The sequence below is a fragment of the Orientia tsutsugamushi str. Boryong genome, from assembly GCF_000063545.1.
Taxonomy (GTDB): Bacteria; Pseudomonadota; Alphaproteobacteria; order Rickettsiales; family Rickettsiaceae; genus Orientia; species Orientia tsutsugamushi_C.
In genome coordinates this window covers 290,796-309,220 of record NC_009488.1, presented here as the reverse complement: position 1 = coordinate 309,220, position 18,425 = coordinate 290,796, and the positions used below count along the sequence as shown (strand labels likewise).

Here is an 18,425-nt window from a genome sequence, read left to right as displayed (position 1 = left end):
AATGGTGTAAATAAGTATATCTAGTGCATATTAGCTAATTAACTTTAAATATTCTTTGTTTAATTCTCTAATTACCCACATCCATACTATACATATTATTATAAATATAAACATTAAATAAGGAGTTATAGATTGGTAAGTAGCAGTAGGAATAAGTGTAAAAGTTAATGATTGAATTAATGCGCTAGCAGATTTACCGAGTTTTATTCCCATTACGTCAGCTGTAGCTTTGCCTTTACTTTTTAACTCATTATCAAGAGGAACATATGCCATTTCTTTAGTTGAGTCAAAGAAAGTATATTTACTAGACTTGGTTAAAATATTTAATGTTGCTCCAGTGGTAATTGCTATACTAAGTGGATCAATTGCAGGGCAGATTAGCTCAAACAAAGGAAATGAAGTATTAAAGCTTGAAGTTATAAAGAATATTGTACCTGTTGAAAATAACATAATAGGAGTAATCATTGCGGCTGTTTTCCACCCAAAATATCTCACAATATTTGATCCGACTAAAACAAACAGTATAGTGCAAATACCAGTATAGCTTAAATAAGAACCAACAAAAGCATTATATTCTTCTGGGGTTTGATATAAAGTAGCAGCTTTATACTTCCAAGGTGCTTCAACTAAATTAATAGCTATGCCATAACATATTAATAATGTAATAATAAGCCTAATATATCTAGATTCAAGTGCTGTTTTTATGCCATCTAATATTGACATTTTATTAGACTTAAACTTAAAACTCACATCATCAATTTTAATTATGTAAGCGTTTAATATTGCAAAAATAAGCATAGAAAGACTACCTAGTAGTAAAACAATAGATATTATAATTTGAATATAAACAGTAGTTTTACTGCATTGTAAATCATAATGAGTAATAAAGTAGTTACTCATTGAGGGTAAAAAGGATATCAGTGTACCAGAAATATATAACCCAGTTTGGCCAAATAAGCTAAATAAAACATAAAATCTTCTTGACTGCTCAACTGTAGTTACCATATTAACAAATTGCCAGTATAATAGCGCAAAAACAGCATTAGGCCATAATTCAGAAATAATATAAAAAAGTGAAAAGCTCCATTTTGCCAACATTAAGATAATCCAGCGAAAATGTGGAAATTTAGAAACTAGAGCTTGAATGCTTTGATCATTTAAATGTAAGTATTGGTAGTTTGGAAAAATAATAAATCCAAAAACAAAAAAAAATGTTAAAAATGTTAATAATATGATGTAAAATACTTTTTCATTCTTAACAACATTGACTAATTTAATATAAATTATTGTCATTAAGCATGCTGCTGGTAATACACCCCAGATTTTTAAAAAAGAAGTGGTTTCAGCACCAATCATAGTAATTACTATACTATCTTTTAAAGCTCTAATTAAATTTTGAATCAAAAGTATGCAAAACATTAAAGCAGTCATCAGTAAAAATCTTGGCAGTTCACATCGATGTACCGGCCATATATGATTAAATATTTTACTGAGATTAAAAGACATAGAGCTTCTAATTGCAGCCCATGAAAGAAGATAGCACAATAAATAGTAAGAGTTCATTCTTTATAGTTTGAAGAATTAAATCTTAGCAATTATTATCATATGAATTTATTTATTCAAGTCAATTATGATAAATAATAAAATTTATTATCAACCAAATACATAACTTATTATAAAAGTGAATAATGCATTGTTTGTAACGACAGAATAGAATAAACAAAACATGCTTTAATATTATACATATTTTATCTCTATAGCTCTTATTTTACCTCTGATAGAAAGATATTTTTTGAGAGTTATGTTAAAAATCTTCTATATGAAAAAAGGAAAAGCACTTAATATTATAGAAAAATTTTTTTGAAACAAAATACACACAACTCTGTGTCGTGTAACAAAGAAATATTGCAATATCTCTGGTCTCCCTAAGGTAGGATCAAGTTATGGTACAGTAGTTTAGTTATCTCTGAATCACCAAACGTAACGTACGGATTTACTATATTATGCTTTCCTGATAACTTCGTATCATTACATATAGCTTATCTTCAGTTATTGCTTTTCAAAACGTCAATTTTAGGATAAGGAGTCAGGAGAAGAAGAAGAAGAGATAAGATGGGGATTAAGTTTAGAGATAGAATAACTAGCAAGAGAAGCAATTATATGAACAAAGAAATTAAGAGGAGAACCGTGTCTAGTATGCTCTAAAAGCATATGTTTTTTTAGTACATTAAAGACAGACTCAATTAAAGAAAGTTTATTTAATAACCGATTATCTTGCATGTCCAATAAATATGTTTTCATACCTTTACGAAGATTAGTAAATAAACGTAAACCATTGGTCAACAGTTGATGAAATAACTCTTTAGATATGTAAGCTTTATCACTAAACAATTTACCAGATAAGCCTTTAGAAAAAAACTGAAGATACAGATAGGTCACTTTTATTGCCTTTAGTAATTTTAACTGACATTATTTTGCCTTTATTATTGATTATAAAATGTAACTTAAAGTCTAAGAATGAGCCATAACTACTTTTACCAATTTTAGAAATTTTGTTAAAAACTCTATTGCTGGAGGTACGTTTATTATGACAAATTGCTAACTTTGTAGAATCGATGTGATATATACCAGTCTCTTCTCCTTTCAGATAATGCATTAATACAACTAATGGCAGCAATATTCTAGGCCACAGTTGTATTATTCTACTATAGCTTGGTAAGCAAAAGTATCCTTTATACTTATAACTCAAGTAATATAGATAATAATTTTTACAATCCTTGCATGGAGATAAATAAAAATATATCGCTATTTTTAATAACTCAGCTAAGGACAATTTCCCATCTTTGTTCCTTTGATTACTACTTGGTATTGATCTCTTTCTCTCCCACTATTGATATATCTTGCAAAAATTATCTATTAAATAGTATACTGTTATAATACATTTTTTCATGTTGGGTTATTCCTTGTTTATTTAAATTTTTTTATAACTTAACATTCTCTCTTTGTATACCTTTTATTCTCTACATTTCATATTTCCACTTATCCTAATCTGGCGTTTACAACGCGTTTGCTTACATATTAAATAGGTTCAACAGAAATTGAGCTTAAAGAAGCTTGAGCCGTATGATGCCAAAGCATCACGTATGGTTGTATATCCAGAGAAACTAATATAGTCATTTACAATGAGGTTTGAGCATAGAAAAAAGCGACAATAGCATCATAAAATTTACCAACAGGATATTTTATACGCAAACTTCATTGTAAATGACTATAAAGTATTTGCTGATAAGTGATCAAGCTTAGCCTTAGCAACTTTTAATCCACCCATTTCGATAAGACGCTGAGTACGCATTTTACGTTCTTTAATTTTGAGATTAACATCATCCATGATTAGCTTAGCCTTTTTTTGTTGGAGAGTAATTTTTTGCTGCATAAGATTTGCCATATTAGTAATTCAGAAAGATAAAAAAATCAGGCAAGAATATATCAAAATGAAATCCCAGTAAAGAAAAAACTGCACCTGCTAAACCAACATCAAATAATTATAGTCAAAAAAACGTGACTCCAAGGTTAGAAGAAGCTTCATTATAGTCATTTACAATGAAGTTTGCATATAATATCCTGAAAAGAAAATGCCAAAATCATATAGCCAAGACTTTCAAGATAAAGTAATGAAATGTGTTAATTGAGGAAAAAGTTGTAATGCTACCTCAGTAAAATTTGATATAGCAGCAAACACAGTAAGAAATTGGTATAAAAGATATAAATCAGAAGGTCATTATAAAGAAAGATCACGCCCTGGCAAAAAAGGAAAAATAGATAAGATAGAATTTGAAAAATACGTTTTGCTAAATCCAAATGTAACTCTTGCACAAGCTGGAAAGCATTTTAAAATTTCAATAAGAGGAGCAAGTTATTACATAAAAAAATTTGGCTATAGTTATAAAAAAAACGTTGACCTACATGGAAGCAAAACCAGAAATAAGAGAAAAATATCAACAAGTGATAAGTTCTATACTCAAGGAAAACTTAGTATACATAGATGAAAGTGGCATTGGAATGTCCATATGCAAGGATAGATGGTGGAGCAAAAAAAAGGAACTCATGTGAGCAGCAAAAAGAGTGGTAAATATTATGAACGTACAAATATTATAGCTGGTTATGTTAATAATAAATCAATCGCACCTATGATATTCAATGGTTCGTGTAATACAAGATTATTTGAAGCTTAGGTGGAGCAGTTATTAATTAATGAATTAAAGCCTGCTCAGTTCGTAGTAATGGATAATGCAGCATTTCATAAATCGAAAAAAACTAAAGAGTTAATAGAGTCTGTTGGTTGTAAAGTTATTTTTTGGCCACCTTATTCTCCAGATTTAAATCCGATAGAGAAGTTTTAGGCTAATATGAAGCGGTGGATTAGACATCAAATTACTTAATTTGTTAAATCTTATGATGCTATTGTCTCTTTTTTTATGCTCAAACCTGATTGTAAATGACTATACACTATCTCCAAAGACTCATGTTTCAGCACTTGTACTTTGAATACTTACTTAATTAAGTTAAGAATTATAAAGATTTCTCAAGTTGCATCATTAATCTTTACAAACTAGCTGATGCCTGTGACACAGGTAGTTGAAAATTTTTGAATTTTCACTAGTTTGACATCCAATCTTCTTTTGCTACTATGTGGTAGAGCATATCAGCTTCCACTACATCATATTTTCATGGCTATCACGTTTACCATTTGGTTTCAAGCTAGAATATTTCACTGTCTATGCTTGACTACTATCGTTACCTTCAGCTGCACAAGATTCTCTCTAGCTTCTCATTTTATAACTGGACTTTCACCAGTAAGATTAATTCACCTTATCTAAATTTACCTCAAATACTATACAAAAGCGTAAAATAAGTTGTAATAGACTTCTTTCGAAACTATACAATGATGTAAAATGGTGTTATAAAAATCTGATTTGAAGTAATAATGAAATTAGATCAGATTAAAGAGTTAAAGGATGAAAAATTTCGTCGATTAACAGTAGTAAGGAAGGGAACATTCTCAAAGATGGTGGATATTTTGAGGAAAGCTGATGGTGTTAAGAAATCAAAAGGAGGGCGTAAAAATAAGCTCAATTTGGAGGAACAGTTATTGATGGCCTTAGAATACCTTAGAGAATACCGTACTTATTTTCATATAGGTCAGAACTATGGGATTAGTGAAAGTTCAGCATATAAAGCTGTAAAATGGGTAGAAGACACCTTAGTTAAACACCCAAACTTTGCTCTTCCAGGTCGTAAAGCTCTAATGAATAGCGATATGAATTATGAAGTAGTCTTGATTGATGCTACTGAGACTCCTATAGAAAGACCTAAAAAAACAAAAATTCTATTATTCAGGAAAGAAGAAAAGGCATACACTAAAGACTCAAATAGTGGTAGACAAGAAAACACACCAAGTAATATGTACAGATTTTTCTAACGGTAAAAAACATGACTTTAGATTATTTAAGGAATCCAAAATTCTTATCCACCCTAAGATTAAAGCGATTACTGATACAGGATATCAAGGTATACAAAAAATTCACAATAATTCTGCATTACCAAAGAAAAAAAGCAAGAAAAATCCTTTAACTAAAAATGATAAAAAGAATAATCGTAGGTTAGCAGGAGAAAGAGTTGTCAATGAAAACGTTATTGGTATGCTAAAACGGTTCAAAATTATTGCTGACAAATATCGAAATAGACGTAAAAGATTCGGTCTTAGATTTAATTTAATCTCTGGCATTTATAATTTTGAACTACCTTAACCAGTTTCGAAAGAGGTCTAATATAAGCTTATCGGAAATTATTACAATAATGGTAATGTTACAATTAAATCATTATCGTATGTTTAAAGACTTTTATTTATATTGCCTGAGTCAACATTATAGAAAGGACATTTCAAAGATAGTAAGCTATAACAGATTTATAGAGTTGATGGCTCTATGACATTTATGACGATGCTACTATTATTACAATCTTTATCAGCAAAAAAAACAGAAAAATATTATATTGACTCAACAAAGCTTCTTGTATGATAATTCGAGAATTTATAAGCATAAAACATTTCAAAATATAGCTCTGATTGGTAAGAGTTCTACAGGATGGTTTTCGAATGTAAGCTGCATATAGTTTTAACCATCAAGGAGAGATTGTGAGTTTTGCTCTAACTACTGGTAACGTTAATGATAGAACAGTAGTAGAATATTTAGTACTCAAACTTAAATGATACATATTTGCTGACAGTAGATTTATTAGTAAAAAAACTCGCTACCTTACTTGCTAACCAAGGGTTAGAGCCAATTTTAAAAATCAGCTCTAACATGAAAGAAAAGTAATTCATCTTATAAAACAAAAGGTACACCAAGGCATTTTTTATTTCTCCGTAAATGCTCTAAACATGTTATCAGTTATTGGATCAAGCAAGTATCTTAATAAAGTTCTAGTTCCAGTAATAATTTGAATATCAGCTTGCATTCCTGGAAAAAGTTTTAATTTTTGAACTTTTGCTACTTTATTAAATTCATCCATATCTATTTCTATTTTAGCAATATAAAAGGTATCACCTATCATTGCATTATTAAACTGCATTGCTGATTGTTGATCTTGAACTGTATCAGGCGACACTAGCACTATCCTACCAGTAAACACTGGTGTAGTTCTATATTTGAAAGCACCAAATCTTATTTTAGCCTTCAATCCTACCTTAACTGAATCAATATTCTTTTGAGGAATTTTAGCTTTAATTATTAGAGAATCATTACTAGGTGTAATTTCTGCAATCCTTTGTCCAGATCCAATAACTCCACCTTTAGTATTAACATCCAAAACCTTAATTATACCATCAACTGGAGATTTTACTAAGGTTCTGCTTAATATATCAATCAAAGAGTTATAGCTTTCTTGAGCTTCAATGACAGCATGTTCAACTTCTTTAAGTTCAGATAATGTACGATCTATTGCTTCAGACTTTGTTCTTTCGATATCTTGCTGAGTACTGTTTATCTCAAGTTCAGTAATTATGATATTACCTACCAAGCTTGATTCTTCAACCAACAATTTATCCAGCTCTGTTTTTTGTCCAAAGCCTTGAGCAATTAGGCTTTCAGCGTTTTTAATAAGCTTTCTAACATACTCAAGCTGCTTTTTAGATGCTACTACTTTAGCTTCTAAAGAATCAATTCTTTTTTCAAATTGCATGATTCTTGCATTTAAGCCTTTCTTTCTTGCTTGAAATAGATGCTGCTGAATTGACATTATTTTTGCTACTTCTGGTATATGATTATTATTAACCAGAATTTCAGAAAATATTATTTCTTCTTGTTGCTCTAGTTCAGCAGTTAACCTAGCCTGATTAGCTAATAATGTTCTATATTGACCTAGCTTAATTTCTACACTAGCTCTAATTTTAGTATCATCCAATGCTATTATAGGATTACCTGTCTTAACGTAATCTCCTTGTTTAACAAAGATTTCTTTAACAATACCACCTTCCTGATGCTGTATAATTTTATTTTCAGTACTTGATATCACAGTTCCAACAGCTACTGCAGCACTGTCAAGTGGAGCTAATGCACTCCATAAACCACCTACTACAATAAAAATAATCATGACCCAAACTCCAAACAATATTGGCCCTCTTGCAGTCTGAACTACAATATTTTTGGCTGTACCTTTTGAGTTAATAATAAAACTAATAAAGCTATCTACAGCATTACCTATACCATAAATTAATCGTGTTAACTGCAACAATATTGCTTTAAGCAATGATTTTAGCCATTTACTCTTTTCTAGTTTTTGTTGTTTTTGCTGATTTTGCAATAACACATCCATTATATTTTTTCGGTCTTGAGGCGACATTTTAGGTATTATTCCCTTTATGCCATTATTATTATTATTATCATTCCAAAGCTGAGACATTTTTTTACCCAAATCTTTAATTAATTATATTACTATCCTATTTATGAATACTTAGTTTATGCTTATTAAGCTGATTCATAACTTCTTCTCTATCTCCAAAGACAGCTACTGTTCCATTTTGCAATACTAATATCTTATCCACTACTGATAATACAGAAGGTCTATGCGATATAACTACAACTGTAATGCCTTTCTGTTTAGCTAATTGTAGAGCGTTTGATAAAGCTAGTTCTCCAACTTCATCAAGATTAGCATTAGGCTCATCTAATACTATAAATTTAGGATTGCCATAGAAAGCTCTAGCTAAACCAATACGCTGCTTTTGACCTCCTGAAAGACTTGACCCTCCAATACCAATATCTGTTTCATAACCATTAGGAAATTTTAAAATTAAATCATGTGCTCCAGCCATTAAAGCAGCATCTGTTACTTTTTCTGGATCAATTTCTTCACTCATTTTAGCAATATTCTGTTTTATAGTGCCACTAAATAATTCAACACCCTGAGGAAGATAACCTACATGATTACCAAAATCTTCTCTATTCCAATCATACACATTAGCACTATCTAACCTTACAGCCCCTGAACTACATCTCCAAACTCCTACTAAAAGCCTAGACAGAGTTGTTTTCCCAGCAGCGCTAGGGCCGATTATTGCTAATACTTCACCTGGATTTAAATCAAAACTTACGTTTTTTAAAATTGGTTTATATTCTACCTGCTTAGTAGTAGGATTTAAGTAAGGCATAGAGAAAGAAATACTTTCAACATCAAGCTTACCAGTTACCTTGAGCATAGGCATAGCCTTATCACGTAAATTAGATACTATAAAAGAATCGTTAATTCTTTTATATGCTTTAAGAGTATTATTAATTTGTTTCCATAACTCAATTGCATTGTCAACAGGAGCAAGAGCTCTACCAACAAGGATAGAACTAGCAATCATTCCTCCAGTTGACATCTCTCGTCCTCCAGTCTTGACTACAATATATGCTCCAATTCCAGTAACACACATTTGCATTATATATCTAACAAATCTAGAAATATTAGAAAGAATACCATTACGGTAGCTAGCTAACGTTTGCTTAGATAACGCTAACTGATTAATTTTGCTCCAATTAGAGCTAACATTTTTCATCATTCCCATTGCTTCAATAACTTCTGCATTACGATTAGCAATTTCTACCTGATTTAATGCTTTAATAGAATATTCAGTTGCTTCACCTAAATTCCTATTAGTTATAGCTGCATTAACAAAAGCAAGTATAATAATCAGAATTCCTCCAACAACTGTTAAATAACCTATGTATGGATGAATCATGAAAATTACTATAACATATGGAATGGTCCACGGAGCATCTAGTATAGTATTTAATCCTACACTAGTTAAAAAATTCTTAACCAACTGAAAGTCACGTAATAATTGCCCAGTAGATAATGACTGCCGTATTGCCGATGATGCAATAGAGTGAGAAAGTAGCATTGGAGAAATATTGTTTTCAAGCCATATACCAATGCGAATCATAGTAAACGAACGAGCAATCTGCATTAAAGTATGAACAAAATAAATTGTACCAATAATTAAAGATAACATAATCAACGTTTCAATATTACCGCTACCTATTACACGATCAAGAACTTGCAATGAATATAATGGCGTAATAAGCATTAATATATTGATACAAAATGCAAAGCAAAATATTATATAAAAAGCTAACCTACACTTCTCTAGCGCTTCCTGAAAAGGATTTAATTCCTGAACAAACTTATTTATTATAGGAATTTGTTTCATAAAAATACCTTGTTAAAATTATAATACTTAAAACAATTTTTCTAAATCATAGTAATTATTAAGCATAAGCTTATATTTTATTAATACAAAACACAAATTTATTTTTCATAAATTGTGTATTCTTATAGTAAAAACTAGCATTTTAGACATAAAAATACAGCATAAACTATATTGTTTTAAAAATTGATTAATAAGGTAAGATTGAAATGCTAAACATTAGTTTGTATATTCTGCAACTTAAGTTACTGAATTAACATATATGATATCGCCAATATCATTACATCACAGTAACTGCATTATTTGTTAGTACAGAATTCCATTTTTAGTTAAATCCTTCAACTCCCTTAACTCATTCTTGTTAAAACTAATAAGTGTAGCATAATGTTATGTCAATCATTAGGAAAAACAACTTCTAATACTAGTTATTGGAAATATATTTCATTTTACTTGCAGAAAAGCGATAAATTTATCACATAAAAGGTATGCATTGCTCACAACATAGTTTATAGATAAGATAAAAATGTACAAAGGCAACGGAAAAGTTATTGCCTTTACGGCGGCTGAGAACGGTTTTATTCATATTACACATAGAACTCACTGATATGCGGCAAAAATCATGAGATGTTACGGTGTTTATAATTAGCATCTGTCAAAGAGAACTAATGTTATAGTAGTATTAGTAGATAAATCTTTGCTAAACTTATCAATTTGACTGTAATGTTAATACTGCTATTTTTAACTCTTGGATAGAACAGAATTTAATTCCGAAATTATCTAATAATTCTATAGTTGTGATTGATAATGCAAGTTATCATACAAGTCCTCATTTAAAAACTATGATAGAAAAAGATGGACATATATATGGACATATATTAGAGTATTTACCTTCTTATTCTCCTGATTTAAAGTCTATTAAGAAAAAATTGTTTCAAACTAAATAAAGCAGAATGAAATATCACTGTGACTGAGACACTCTTTTCGAAAAGTATATAACGTAACTGTTTTATACTAGTTTAGCTATACAAACTGCTCAGAAAAACTTTTACCTATAGAGCCTCAATCAATAGTTGCAGCATGCATTATCTTTTATTCCAGACTCATCAATAAATACTATCTTATCTTTTGGTCTAGATTTTCCTATCACAAACCAAATGATACCACACTTGTTTGATAAACTTGATATCACATTTAAAATAAGTAATATTGCGGTTTCTAAAATTTCTGATATTATGAAGTTGTTTTAATTTTTAAAGATTAAAAATCAAGTTTGCTATTTTAATTTAAATAATTGTTTATCAAATCATAATTCATGGTTAAGCATTGAGATTATTAAAATCTGGTATCAGAGTAGCAATTTTAACCGTTTTTTCAAGGATTTCAGGTTTTCTGCGAGAACTTTTTATTGCTTCATTATTTGGTGTTAGTGAATTATCTGATAGTATTTTTTTTGCTTTAAAGTTTCCTAACTTGATACGTATTGCTTTAGGAGAAAAGGCATTCTTTTACAATTTTGTGCCGTTTTTTAGCACAAAATTAATAGATTCAAAAAAATCAGCAGAGCAATTCGCTAGCAGTATTTTTACTATACTTATTATTTTGCTAATTATACTTGTTATATTTATTCAGCTTATCATGCCGTATATTATGTTTGTATTTGTTCCTGGTTTTTATACTGTAGAAAATAAGTTAAAGGTTACAGTATTATTATGTAGGATAACTATTTTTTATGTTATTTTAGCTTCAATAGTCGTTTTCATTGGAGAAATGTTAAATTCAGTCGGTAAATTTGCAGTTTTAGCATTTTCTCCAATTTTATTAAACATACTTATTATAGCTGGTACATATCTTAGCAGCAACTTTGCTTCCTCCAAAGTAGCAATTTGCTGTTCGCTAATTATAGCTGGCCTTATACAAGTATTGTTTGTGTATATTAATTTAAAAAAAGCTGGCATTAGATTGTTTTTTAGGATTGATAGATCAGATAAAAATATAAAATCTTTTGGTAGCAACCTAGCGTATTCAATGTTAAGTTCTGGAGTATCACAAATTAGTAATCTCATTTCTCAGATTATATCTAGTTTTTTTTCAGGAGGAATATCAATTTTATCATATGCAGATAGAATATATCAGCTACCTTTAGCCATAATAGGAATAAGTCTTAATACAGTTTTACTGCCTGAATTATCAAAACTATATAAACAAGGATTAGTTGATAAAGCTATTATATTACAAAAAAAAACAATCAATATTAGTTGTTTTTTGGCATTACCTGCTGCTGTTGTAATTGGAATGTTATCGTATCCAATTGCTGAATTAGTTTATCAACATGGAGCTTTTACCCAAGAAAATACTCAAAAGACATCATTAGTAATTGCTATTTCAGCATTTGGATTACCAACATATATTCTCGCTAAGGTTATAACTCCAGCATTCTATGCAAATTGTGATACTAAAACACCTATGAAAATTGCTGTATGTTCATCTTTATTAAATATAACTCTTAGCATATTATTTGCGCAGTTTTTTGATTATATTGGCATTGTTTTAAGCAATGCAATATCGCTATTAACTAATATTATATTTGTATTAATTGCTGCTAATAAGTTTAGCTATTACAAGCTTACAAAAGCAACAGCTGTCTTTATTTTAAAGTTATTAGTATCTTGTGTAATTATGGCTATAACTATTTATTACTTAAATAATGTTGTATTGTATAATAAAACAACTCTTCTATTTAAGATATTTTCATTGTTAATATGTATTGCTATTGGAGGGTTGGTATACCTTGTATCTTGCTTTACATTAAGAGTACACCATATTTTATATAAAGGTTAAGTTTAAGTATAATTTATATAATAGCAAGTGTGGCCACTAATTTTGCTTTGTATATTTTCTCAAAAGCTTTTTGTAAAACTTATATTCTCCATCAATTGTTGAGTTAGCATATACAATATCATAAAGTTGATAACCTTTAATATTTAAATAAAATGTTAGAATATCACTAGCAAAAATACCAAAAAATATAGACATAGTAACTAGTGTTATTTGACCTAAAGTTAACATAATTGGATTATCTATTCCAAATATTATAATAGAATTGATTAGTATTCCTGATATTAATATATACCACATACCATGATATCCAGCCCATAGAAAACTAAATATAGCTGCTTTAATAGAAAAGCCATGCCTTGATAATATTACCTGATGCACTTTTGCATTTGGATTGTAATAAACCTCGTATAAATACATGATACTGCTTAAATTTATATAAACTCTTAATAATACTTTGCAATTTTAACACTAAATATTATTTAACGTAATAATTATGGCACACATTACTCAATATTAGAAGCGAATTTTCTTTCTTAGAATTATTATATAAAACTGCACAGCTTATAGCTATCAGTAAAAACATTAGTGTATCTTATTGAAACACTAATCATAGAAAATGGTACTATAGTTATTAACAAAGAATGTTGTCGTCAAAGCTCAAAATAGTTTTACTAATCTTGGCTAATGTCTTTCTGCACTATGTTATAGATATCTAGTTTGCAAAAATTAGTAATCAGCAAGACAAAACACAAATATTATCACAAGTCATTAGAGTTATTAGGAGATGGATCAACTATCATGTTATATTCGATAACGAAAGACGAGAAGGTAAAAACAAAGAAGTCTTATTAAGATTGATAAGATTCTAAAAAATAATTTGATATGTTCCAATTTTACGGAACAAAGATTGCATAATTAATAGAAGTCTTTAATAACTCTTTTTAATGAAAGAAAGAGAGTAAAAAACATATCCAGCAACAATGTATATACTGATTTGCATAAGTTGGTAGATATGATAAATTACAGAGCCCACAAATTAGCAAACTGTCTAGATTAAACTATGGTATAATAGACTTCTTTCAAAACAAGTCTATTATACTAGCTAGAAAACTTATCTTGCAAGCTTAAAGAAAGTAGAAAATTAGCTTGATGTATATACAAGCTAATTTCTTCTATCAAACTCCTATTAATTGGCTATATCAAATAGAAATACTTTTACATCCAAACTACAAAAACATTATATTAATCAACCTCTGTACTCCAGTCAGTACATACTCCATTAATTTGGTTAAACCCATCATTAGATGCAGGATCATAGCATACAAATGAAGGTAAACTTTGGTGTTCTGCTTCATAAACTGGTGTTTGTATATCACAGTACTTATAAGTACCATAAACTACGAATGATTTTAATTCTTCTTCAGTATTTGTACGTTCTACCAAAATACCATCATTACCTGTAGAATAAACGTTGTGTAATTTATCTCCTTCAGTAGAATCTAATTCTACCACATTGTTGCCACGATTCTTTACATCAAGTATTTTGCAGTTTTCAAAATTACTCAACCCATGAGATTGAGCTGTTATAGATATTTTTTTAATAAATCAGATGTTGAGTTAATTGTCTCAGACATTTTATGAAGTGCATACGATACTTTGTTAAATCCAAAATAAGAATTTAGCATGTTTTCTGTTGCACTAAGTGGCTTGCATAACTTTCTAAAATTTTCTGCCATCCAGCTAATATAACCATTGCCAAAATCATTTTTTGGTAGCGCTAACTTTGTGGTTGGATTGCAGCAAATTGATCATTAGTTTCGTTTATCAAATTTGGTACTGCATTAATAACTTTGCAATACTTAGCAAGTGAATAAATTTTTTCTCTAGCTTCATTAGGAAAAAATTTATTTTTAGTTGCATAATCTAATGCTGGATATGAGCCTGGATTATCAAAAGTAGTAGATTCAACAAGATTAAGATTTCGAGATACAATCTCAGCTGCTGTTAAATCTGAAACTACCGCTCCAAGAGAATGACCGCTAGTAGTATATTTATAATCTTTTACATCAAGATTATTGACTACTTTATCAATGAAAGCTTTCATTGGCTTTATCTTTGAAATGTCGCCATGCCTATAAACACCCTGTATATCATCTCTCAGATCGTTTACATTTTTAGGATCTGTGCCTGCAGTAGCAACATGAATTTCTTTAGTTTTTTCGTTAATAAAAGCTACTGCTTTGTAGCCATACTTATTAGTATCTTTATAATCTGCAGAATTGCACAATATCTTCCACCCTATGCCTTTAATTTCTTTTTCCGTCCCTTTAAGTCTTTCACCATAAGAAGAATAGCCTACTTTATAAGCAAGCCTAATAGCTTGGTGTATAAACTTATGATTACAAACTGTTAATTTTAAAGATTGATTAATAGGCATATTTTAAATAATTTTTTGTTTGTTAATAATTTAGTTGTTTTGTTACTCATATTACAAGTAATTTGCAGTTTAATACTATAAGCGAAATATATCCATTAAGTTTTTTTAAAATGAATAAAAAAACTTAATTAATGTATAAAAGTCGCATATATTTCATTTTTATGCTCTTAGCTGGACTTCTAATACTTTTGCCGTATTAAATATTACATCTATCAACTCAAAACTTTTATTTAGTACAAATTTATTAACTTTATTTGCAATATCAAATATCCTCAGAATATCTTGATGAAGGAAATCTTTATGCAAGTACATCAAAAAGATATAGAAAAAATCAAACAGAGAGTTATATCAGAAAAAGAAAAGGCAAGAGATATATTAAAGAAACACTTGAGTTTGATGTAAGAAACAGATCAGATAGTAGAAAGAATAAATATTACAACTATTATTTAATAGTAAAAAATAGAAAAAGTGATTAAGAATAAAGAAAGAATATATTAAAAACTGCTATAGTATCCTGAGTGTAATATAGAGATATAATGAAGTACAAACTCCAATTTAGGATAAGTTGAGTGAAGAGAAAGAAGAGGAGAAAAGATAGGAATTAAGTTTAGAGATAGAATAAGTAGCAAGAGAAGCAATTATATGAACAAAGAAATTAAGATGAAAACGATGTCTAGTATGCTCAAAAGCATATATTTTTTAGTATATTAAAGATAGATTCAATTAAGGAACGTTTATTTAATAAACGCTTATCATCTATGTCTAATAAATGTGTTTGCATATCTTTACGAAGAATCGTAAATAAACTTAGCAACTGGAGAACAGTTGATGAAATAATGCTTTAGATATGTAAGCTTTATCAGCAAACAATTTATCAGATAAGCCTTTAAAAATAGGTGGAGCTACAGATAGGTCGCTTTTTATTGCATTTAGTAAATTTAACTGACATTATTTCGCCTTTATTATTAGCATTAACATATTAGTTATCTGTTAAAACCTAATACCATGGGACCCGATTGTTCAGTTAGAAGATTGAATACATCTGCATTACCTATTTTAGCAGCATAATAGACCTCTTTCGAAACTGGTTAACGTAGTTCAAAATTATTGCTGATAAATATCGAAATAGACGTGAAAGATTCGGTCTTAGATTTAATTTGATCTCTGGTATTTATAATTTTGAACTACGTTAACCAGTTTCGAAAGAAGTCTAATCTATAGGAATCATGCCATTATCATCTTTTGCATCAATATCTGCTCCATAATCAATCAAAAGCTGTATAACATCTATGATTTCATTACGAACAGCAATATGTAGTAGTGTTTCTCCTTCATCATATTTTTTATTAATACTATTCGAATTATGTTTTAGCATAATTTCTAAAGGTTCTATACATCTGCATTCAACAGCATCAGATAAAGGTGTATTACCTTGATTATTCTCGATATTTACACATCAGCATTATATTTTAACAGTAATGCTATATGATCATTGCAATAGGTAGGATATTTTTCAAAAAATTCATAATATACTTGAATTGTGTGTGCGTCAAGAAAAGGTGAATTAATCTTACTGGTGAAAGTCCAGTTATGGAAGGAGAAGCTAGATCCACCATATAGCGAGTCTTGTGCTGCTGAAGGTAACGACAGTAGTAAAGCGTAGACAGTGAAACATTCGAGCCGAAACCAAATGGTGAACGTGATAGCCCTGAAAGTGAGATGTAGTGGAAGCCGATATGTTCTAGCACATAGTAGGCAAAAGAAGATTGGAGGTCAAACTAGTAAAAAAAAACCCAAAAATTTTCAACCACCGGGGTCGCAGGCGTCAGCGAGTTTGTAAAGATTAATGACACAACTTGAGAAGTCCTTATAACTCTTACGTAATTAAGTAAGTATTCAAAGTACAAGTGGTGAAACATAAGGCTTTGGAGATGGTGTAAGGATGGCTGAGTTAGCCATAGTAGTGATGAAACCTAGTAATGTGGGTGGAGCAAAGGGTTAGCAGAAAAGTAAGAATGCAAGAGGGAAACAATGGCTGTACACAGCATAGACAGAAATACATGGTTAACGAAACTTGAGCGTATAAAGTTGCTATCATCGAAAAATCAAGACATAAAGTTTAATAATCTAAATCAAGACATAAAGTTTAATAATCTTGGACATATCATTGATTTAAAGATGTTAGAAGAACAATATAAGGAACTCGATAGCAAGAAAGCGATAGGAATAGATGGTATAACCAAAGCTGATTATATGGTAAGAAGTTGAAAGCAAATCTGCTCTCGCTTCTTACTAAAATTCGCAAATGGCAATATCAAGCTAAACCTGCACGAATAACAGAAATTCCAAAAGAAGATGGAGGCAAAAGACCTTTGATAATATCATGTTTTGAAGATAAGATAATCGAGTCTACAGTAAGCAAGATATTAAACTCTGTGTTTGAGCCAATATTCTTAAAGTATTCCTATGGATTTCGACCTAAATTAAATGCACACGATGCTTTAAGGGAGTTAAACAGACTTACGTATAACTTCAATAAAGGGGCTATAGTAGAGATTGATATAACAAAGTGTTTCAATACAATTAAGCATTGCGAGTTGATGGAATTTCTAAGAAAGAGAATATCTGACAAGAAGTTTCTAAGACTAGTTATGAAACTGATTGAAACACCAATCATAGAAAATGGTACTATAGTTACTAACAAAGAAGGTTGTCGTCAAGGCTCAATAGTTTCGCCAATTCTGGCAAATGTCTTTCTGCATTATGTTATAGATAGCTGGTTTGCAAAAATCAGCAAAGAAAACTTAATGGGACAAACAGGAATGGTGAGGTACTGCGACGATATGGTATTTGTCTTTGAAAAGGAAACAGATGCGAAAAGGTTTTATGATGTTTTGCCTAAAAGGTTAAATAAGTATGGGCTAAATATCAATGAAGCTAAATCACAAATGATAAAATCTGGTAGAGACCATGCTGCAAATTTAGCCAAACAAGACAAGAAGATCGCAAGTTATAATTTTCTTGGATTTACTTGCTATTGGGGCAAATCAAGATTTGGCACAACATGGAGACTAAAATATACCTCAAGGAGAGATCGTTTTACTGAGAAACTGAAAGGACTGAGAAAATATTTGCGTGCTCAGCTAAACAAGCAAGATAAAACACAAACATTATCACAAGTCATTAGAGTTATTAGGTGAATGGATCAACTATCATGGTATATCGGATAACAAAAGACGAGTAAGTTCATTTATCAACCAAAGTAAACGGGCAATATATAACTGGTTTAATAGAATGGGAGGAAAACGTAAGATGAATTGGAAAAGACTAACCGAGATACTTAAAAGAGTAAATTTTCCTAAAATTGGAAAGATTGTCTCAATGTTCTAGACAACAAATAAG

Annotated in this window: 17 protein-coding genes and 3 pseudogenes; 9 read left to right on the top strand and 11 right to left on the bottom strand. The window is 29.8% G+C overall.

The window, feature by feature from the left end:
* Positions 1-30: 30 nt before the first annotated feature.
* The 4 genes and pseudogenes from OTBS_RS01450 to OTBS_RS01440 all read right to left on the bottom strand — a co-directional run.
* Positions 31-1,563 carry an Npt1/Npt2 family nucleotide transporter gene (locus OTBS_RS01450; RefSeq protein WP_011944392.1) on the bottom strand — a complete coding sequence of 511 codons (1,533 nt, stop codon included), beginning with the start codon at positions 1,561-1,563 and terminating at the stop codon, positions 31-33.
* Between the two features lie 510 nt (positions 1,564-2,073).
* Entirely contained in the window at positions 2,074-2,439 is a 366-nt protein-coding gene (locus tag OTBS_RS17430; RefSeq protein WP_269763903.1) for a transposase, read from the bottom strand.
* Positions 2,408-2,656 carry a transposase gene (locus OTBS_RS17425; protein ID WP_269763902.1) on the bottom strand — a complete coding sequence of 83 codons (249 nt, stop codon included), beginning with the start codon at positions 2,654-2,656 and terminating at the stop codon, positions 2,408-2,410. The genes OTBS_RS17430 and OTBS_RS17425 overlap by 32 nt, the downstream gene beginning before the upstream one ends.
* 615 nt (positions 2,657-3,271) lie before the next feature.
* Positions 3,272-3,445 (bottom strand): annotated as a pseudogene (locus tag OTBS_RS01440) (conjugal transfer protein TraD); the annotation flags it as partial.
* A 280-nt stretch (positions 3,446-3,725) separates the two neighbouring features.
* On the opposite strand from OTBS_RS01440, the gene OTBS_RS15795 reads away from it, so the two are divergent.
* From OTBS_RS15795 to OTBS_RS11120, 4 genes are all read left to right on the top strand, one after another.
* Positions 3,726-4,046 (top strand): helix-turn-helix domain-containing protein, encoded by a 321-nt coding sequence (locus tag OTBS_RS15795; RefSeq protein WP_080571792.1) that lies wholly within the window; start codon positions 3,726-3,728, stop codon positions 4,044-4,046.
* 33 nt (positions 4,047-4,079) lie between these two features.
* Positions 4,080-4,232 carry a transposase gene (locus OTBS_RS15790; RefSeq protein ID WP_050897498.1) on the top strand — a complete coding sequence of 51 codons (153 nt, stop codon included), beginning with the start codon at positions 4,080-4,082 and terminating at the stop codon, positions 4,230-4,232.
* Positions 4,233-4,400 (top strand): transposase, encoded by a 168-nt coding sequence (locus tag OTBS_RS15785; RefSeq protein ID WP_050897497.1) that lies wholly within the window; start codon positions 4,233-4,235, stop codon positions 4,398-4,400.
* 584 nt (positions 4,401-4,984) lie between these two features.
* Positions 4,985-5,807, top strand: a protein-coding gene (locus OTBS_RS11120; protein WP_157866294.1) for an IS5-like element ISOt6 family transposase whose coding sequence is annotated in 2 segments (ribosomal slippage) — positions 4,985-5,373 and positions 5,372-5,807 — 825 coding nt in all. Because the reading frame shifts where the segments join, the coding sequence is not laid out codon by codon here.
* A gap of 607 nt (positions 5,808-6,414) precedes the next feature.
* On the opposite strand, the gene OTBS_RS01415 is transcribed toward OTBS_RS11120, so the two are convergent.
* Positions 6,415-7,959 carry an HlyD family type I secretion periplasmic adaptor subunit gene (locus tag OTBS_RS01415; RefSeq protein ID WP_050897496.1) on the bottom strand — a complete coding sequence of 515 codons (1,545 nt, stop codon included), beginning with the start codon at positions 7,957-7,959 and terminating at the stop codon, positions 6,415-6,417.
* 37 nt (positions 7,960-7,996) lie between these two features.
* Entirely contained in the window at positions 7,997-9,751 is a 1,755-nt protein-coding gene (locus OTBS_RS01410) for a type I secretion system permease/ATPase (protein ID WP_011944390.1), read from the bottom strand.
* 731 nt (positions 9,752-10,482) lie between these two features.
* Between OTBS_RS01410 and OTBS_RS15780 the strand changes: the two genes are divergently transcribed.
* Positions 10,483-10,692, top strand: coding sequence for a transposase (locus OTBS_RS15780; protein ID WP_332370176.1), 210 nt, complete (start codon positions 10,483-10,485; stop codon positions 10,690-10,692).
* Positions 10,693-11,071: 379 nt separating this feature from the next.
* Positions 11,072-12,586: a murein biosynthesis integral membrane protein MurJ gene (gene murJ, locus OTBS_RS01400; RefSeq protein WP_011944389.1), complete on the top strand. Its 1,515-nt coding sequence runs from the start codon at positions 11,072-11,074 to the stop codon at positions 12,584-12,586.
* A gap of 36 nt (positions 12,587-12,622) precedes the next feature.
* Here the strand turns inward: murJ and OTBS_RS01395 are convergent, their stop codons facing one another.
* The 4 genes and pseudogenes from OTBS_RS01395 to OTBS_RS11110 all read right to left on the bottom strand — a co-directional run.
* Positions 12,623-12,964, bottom strand: a complete 342-nt coding sequence (locus tag OTBS_RS01395) for a hypothetical protein (protein WP_232488844.1) — start codon at positions 12,962-12,964, stop codon at positions 12,623-12,625.
* A gap of 864 nt (positions 12,965-13,828) precedes the next feature.
* The gene (locus OTBS_RS15775) at positions 13,829-14,098 is read right to left on the bottom strand and encodes a hypothetical protein (protein ID WP_232488843.1); all 270 of its coding nucleotides are present in this window, start codon (positions 14,096-14,098) and stop codon (positions 13,829-13,831) included.
* Between the two features lie 265 nt (positions 14,099-14,363).
* Positions 14,364-15,023 (bottom strand): lipase family protein, encoded by a 660-nt coding sequence (locus OTBS_RS15770; protein WP_050897495.1) that lies wholly within the window; start codon positions 15,021-15,023, stop codon positions 14,364-14,366.
* A 555-nt stretch (positions 15,024-15,578) separates the two neighbouring features.
* Positions 15,579-15,990: pseudogene (locus OTBS_RS11110) on the bottom strand (transposase); the annotation flags it as partial.
* Between the two features lie 130 nt (positions 15,991-16,120).
* On the opposite strand from OTBS_RS11110, the pseudogene OTBS_RS13740 reads away from it, so the two are divergent.
* Positions 16,121-16,216: pseudogene (locus tag OTBS_RS13740) on the top strand (IS5/IS1182 family transposase); the annotation flags it as partial.
* A gap of 17 nt (positions 16,217-16,233) precedes the next feature.
* Here OTBS_RS13740 and OTBS_RS15765 read toward each other — a convergent pair.
* Positions 16,234-16,416 (bottom strand): ankyrin repeat domain-containing protein, encoded by a 183-nt coding sequence (locus OTBS_RS15765; protein WP_332370175.1) that lies wholly within the window; start codon positions 16,414-16,416, stop codon positions 16,234-16,236.
* A gap of 638 nt (positions 16,417-17,054) precedes the next feature.
* Between OTBS_RS15765 and OTBS_RS15025 the strand changes: the two genes are divergently transcribed.
* Positions 17,055-17,291 (top strand): hypothetical protein, encoded by a 237-nt coding sequence (locus OTBS_RS15025; RefSeq protein ID WP_041621097.1) that lies wholly within the window; start codon positions 17,055-17,057, stop codon positions 17,289-17,291.
* Entirely contained in the window at positions 17,288-18,223 is a 936-nt protein-coding gene (locus tag OTBS_RS01365) for a reverse transcriptase domain-containing protein (RefSeq protein WP_173361675.1), read from the top strand. The genes OTBS_RS15025 and OTBS_RS01365 overlap by 4 nt, the downstream gene beginning before the upstream one ends.
* Positions 18,224-18,425 lie beyond the last annotated feature (202 nt).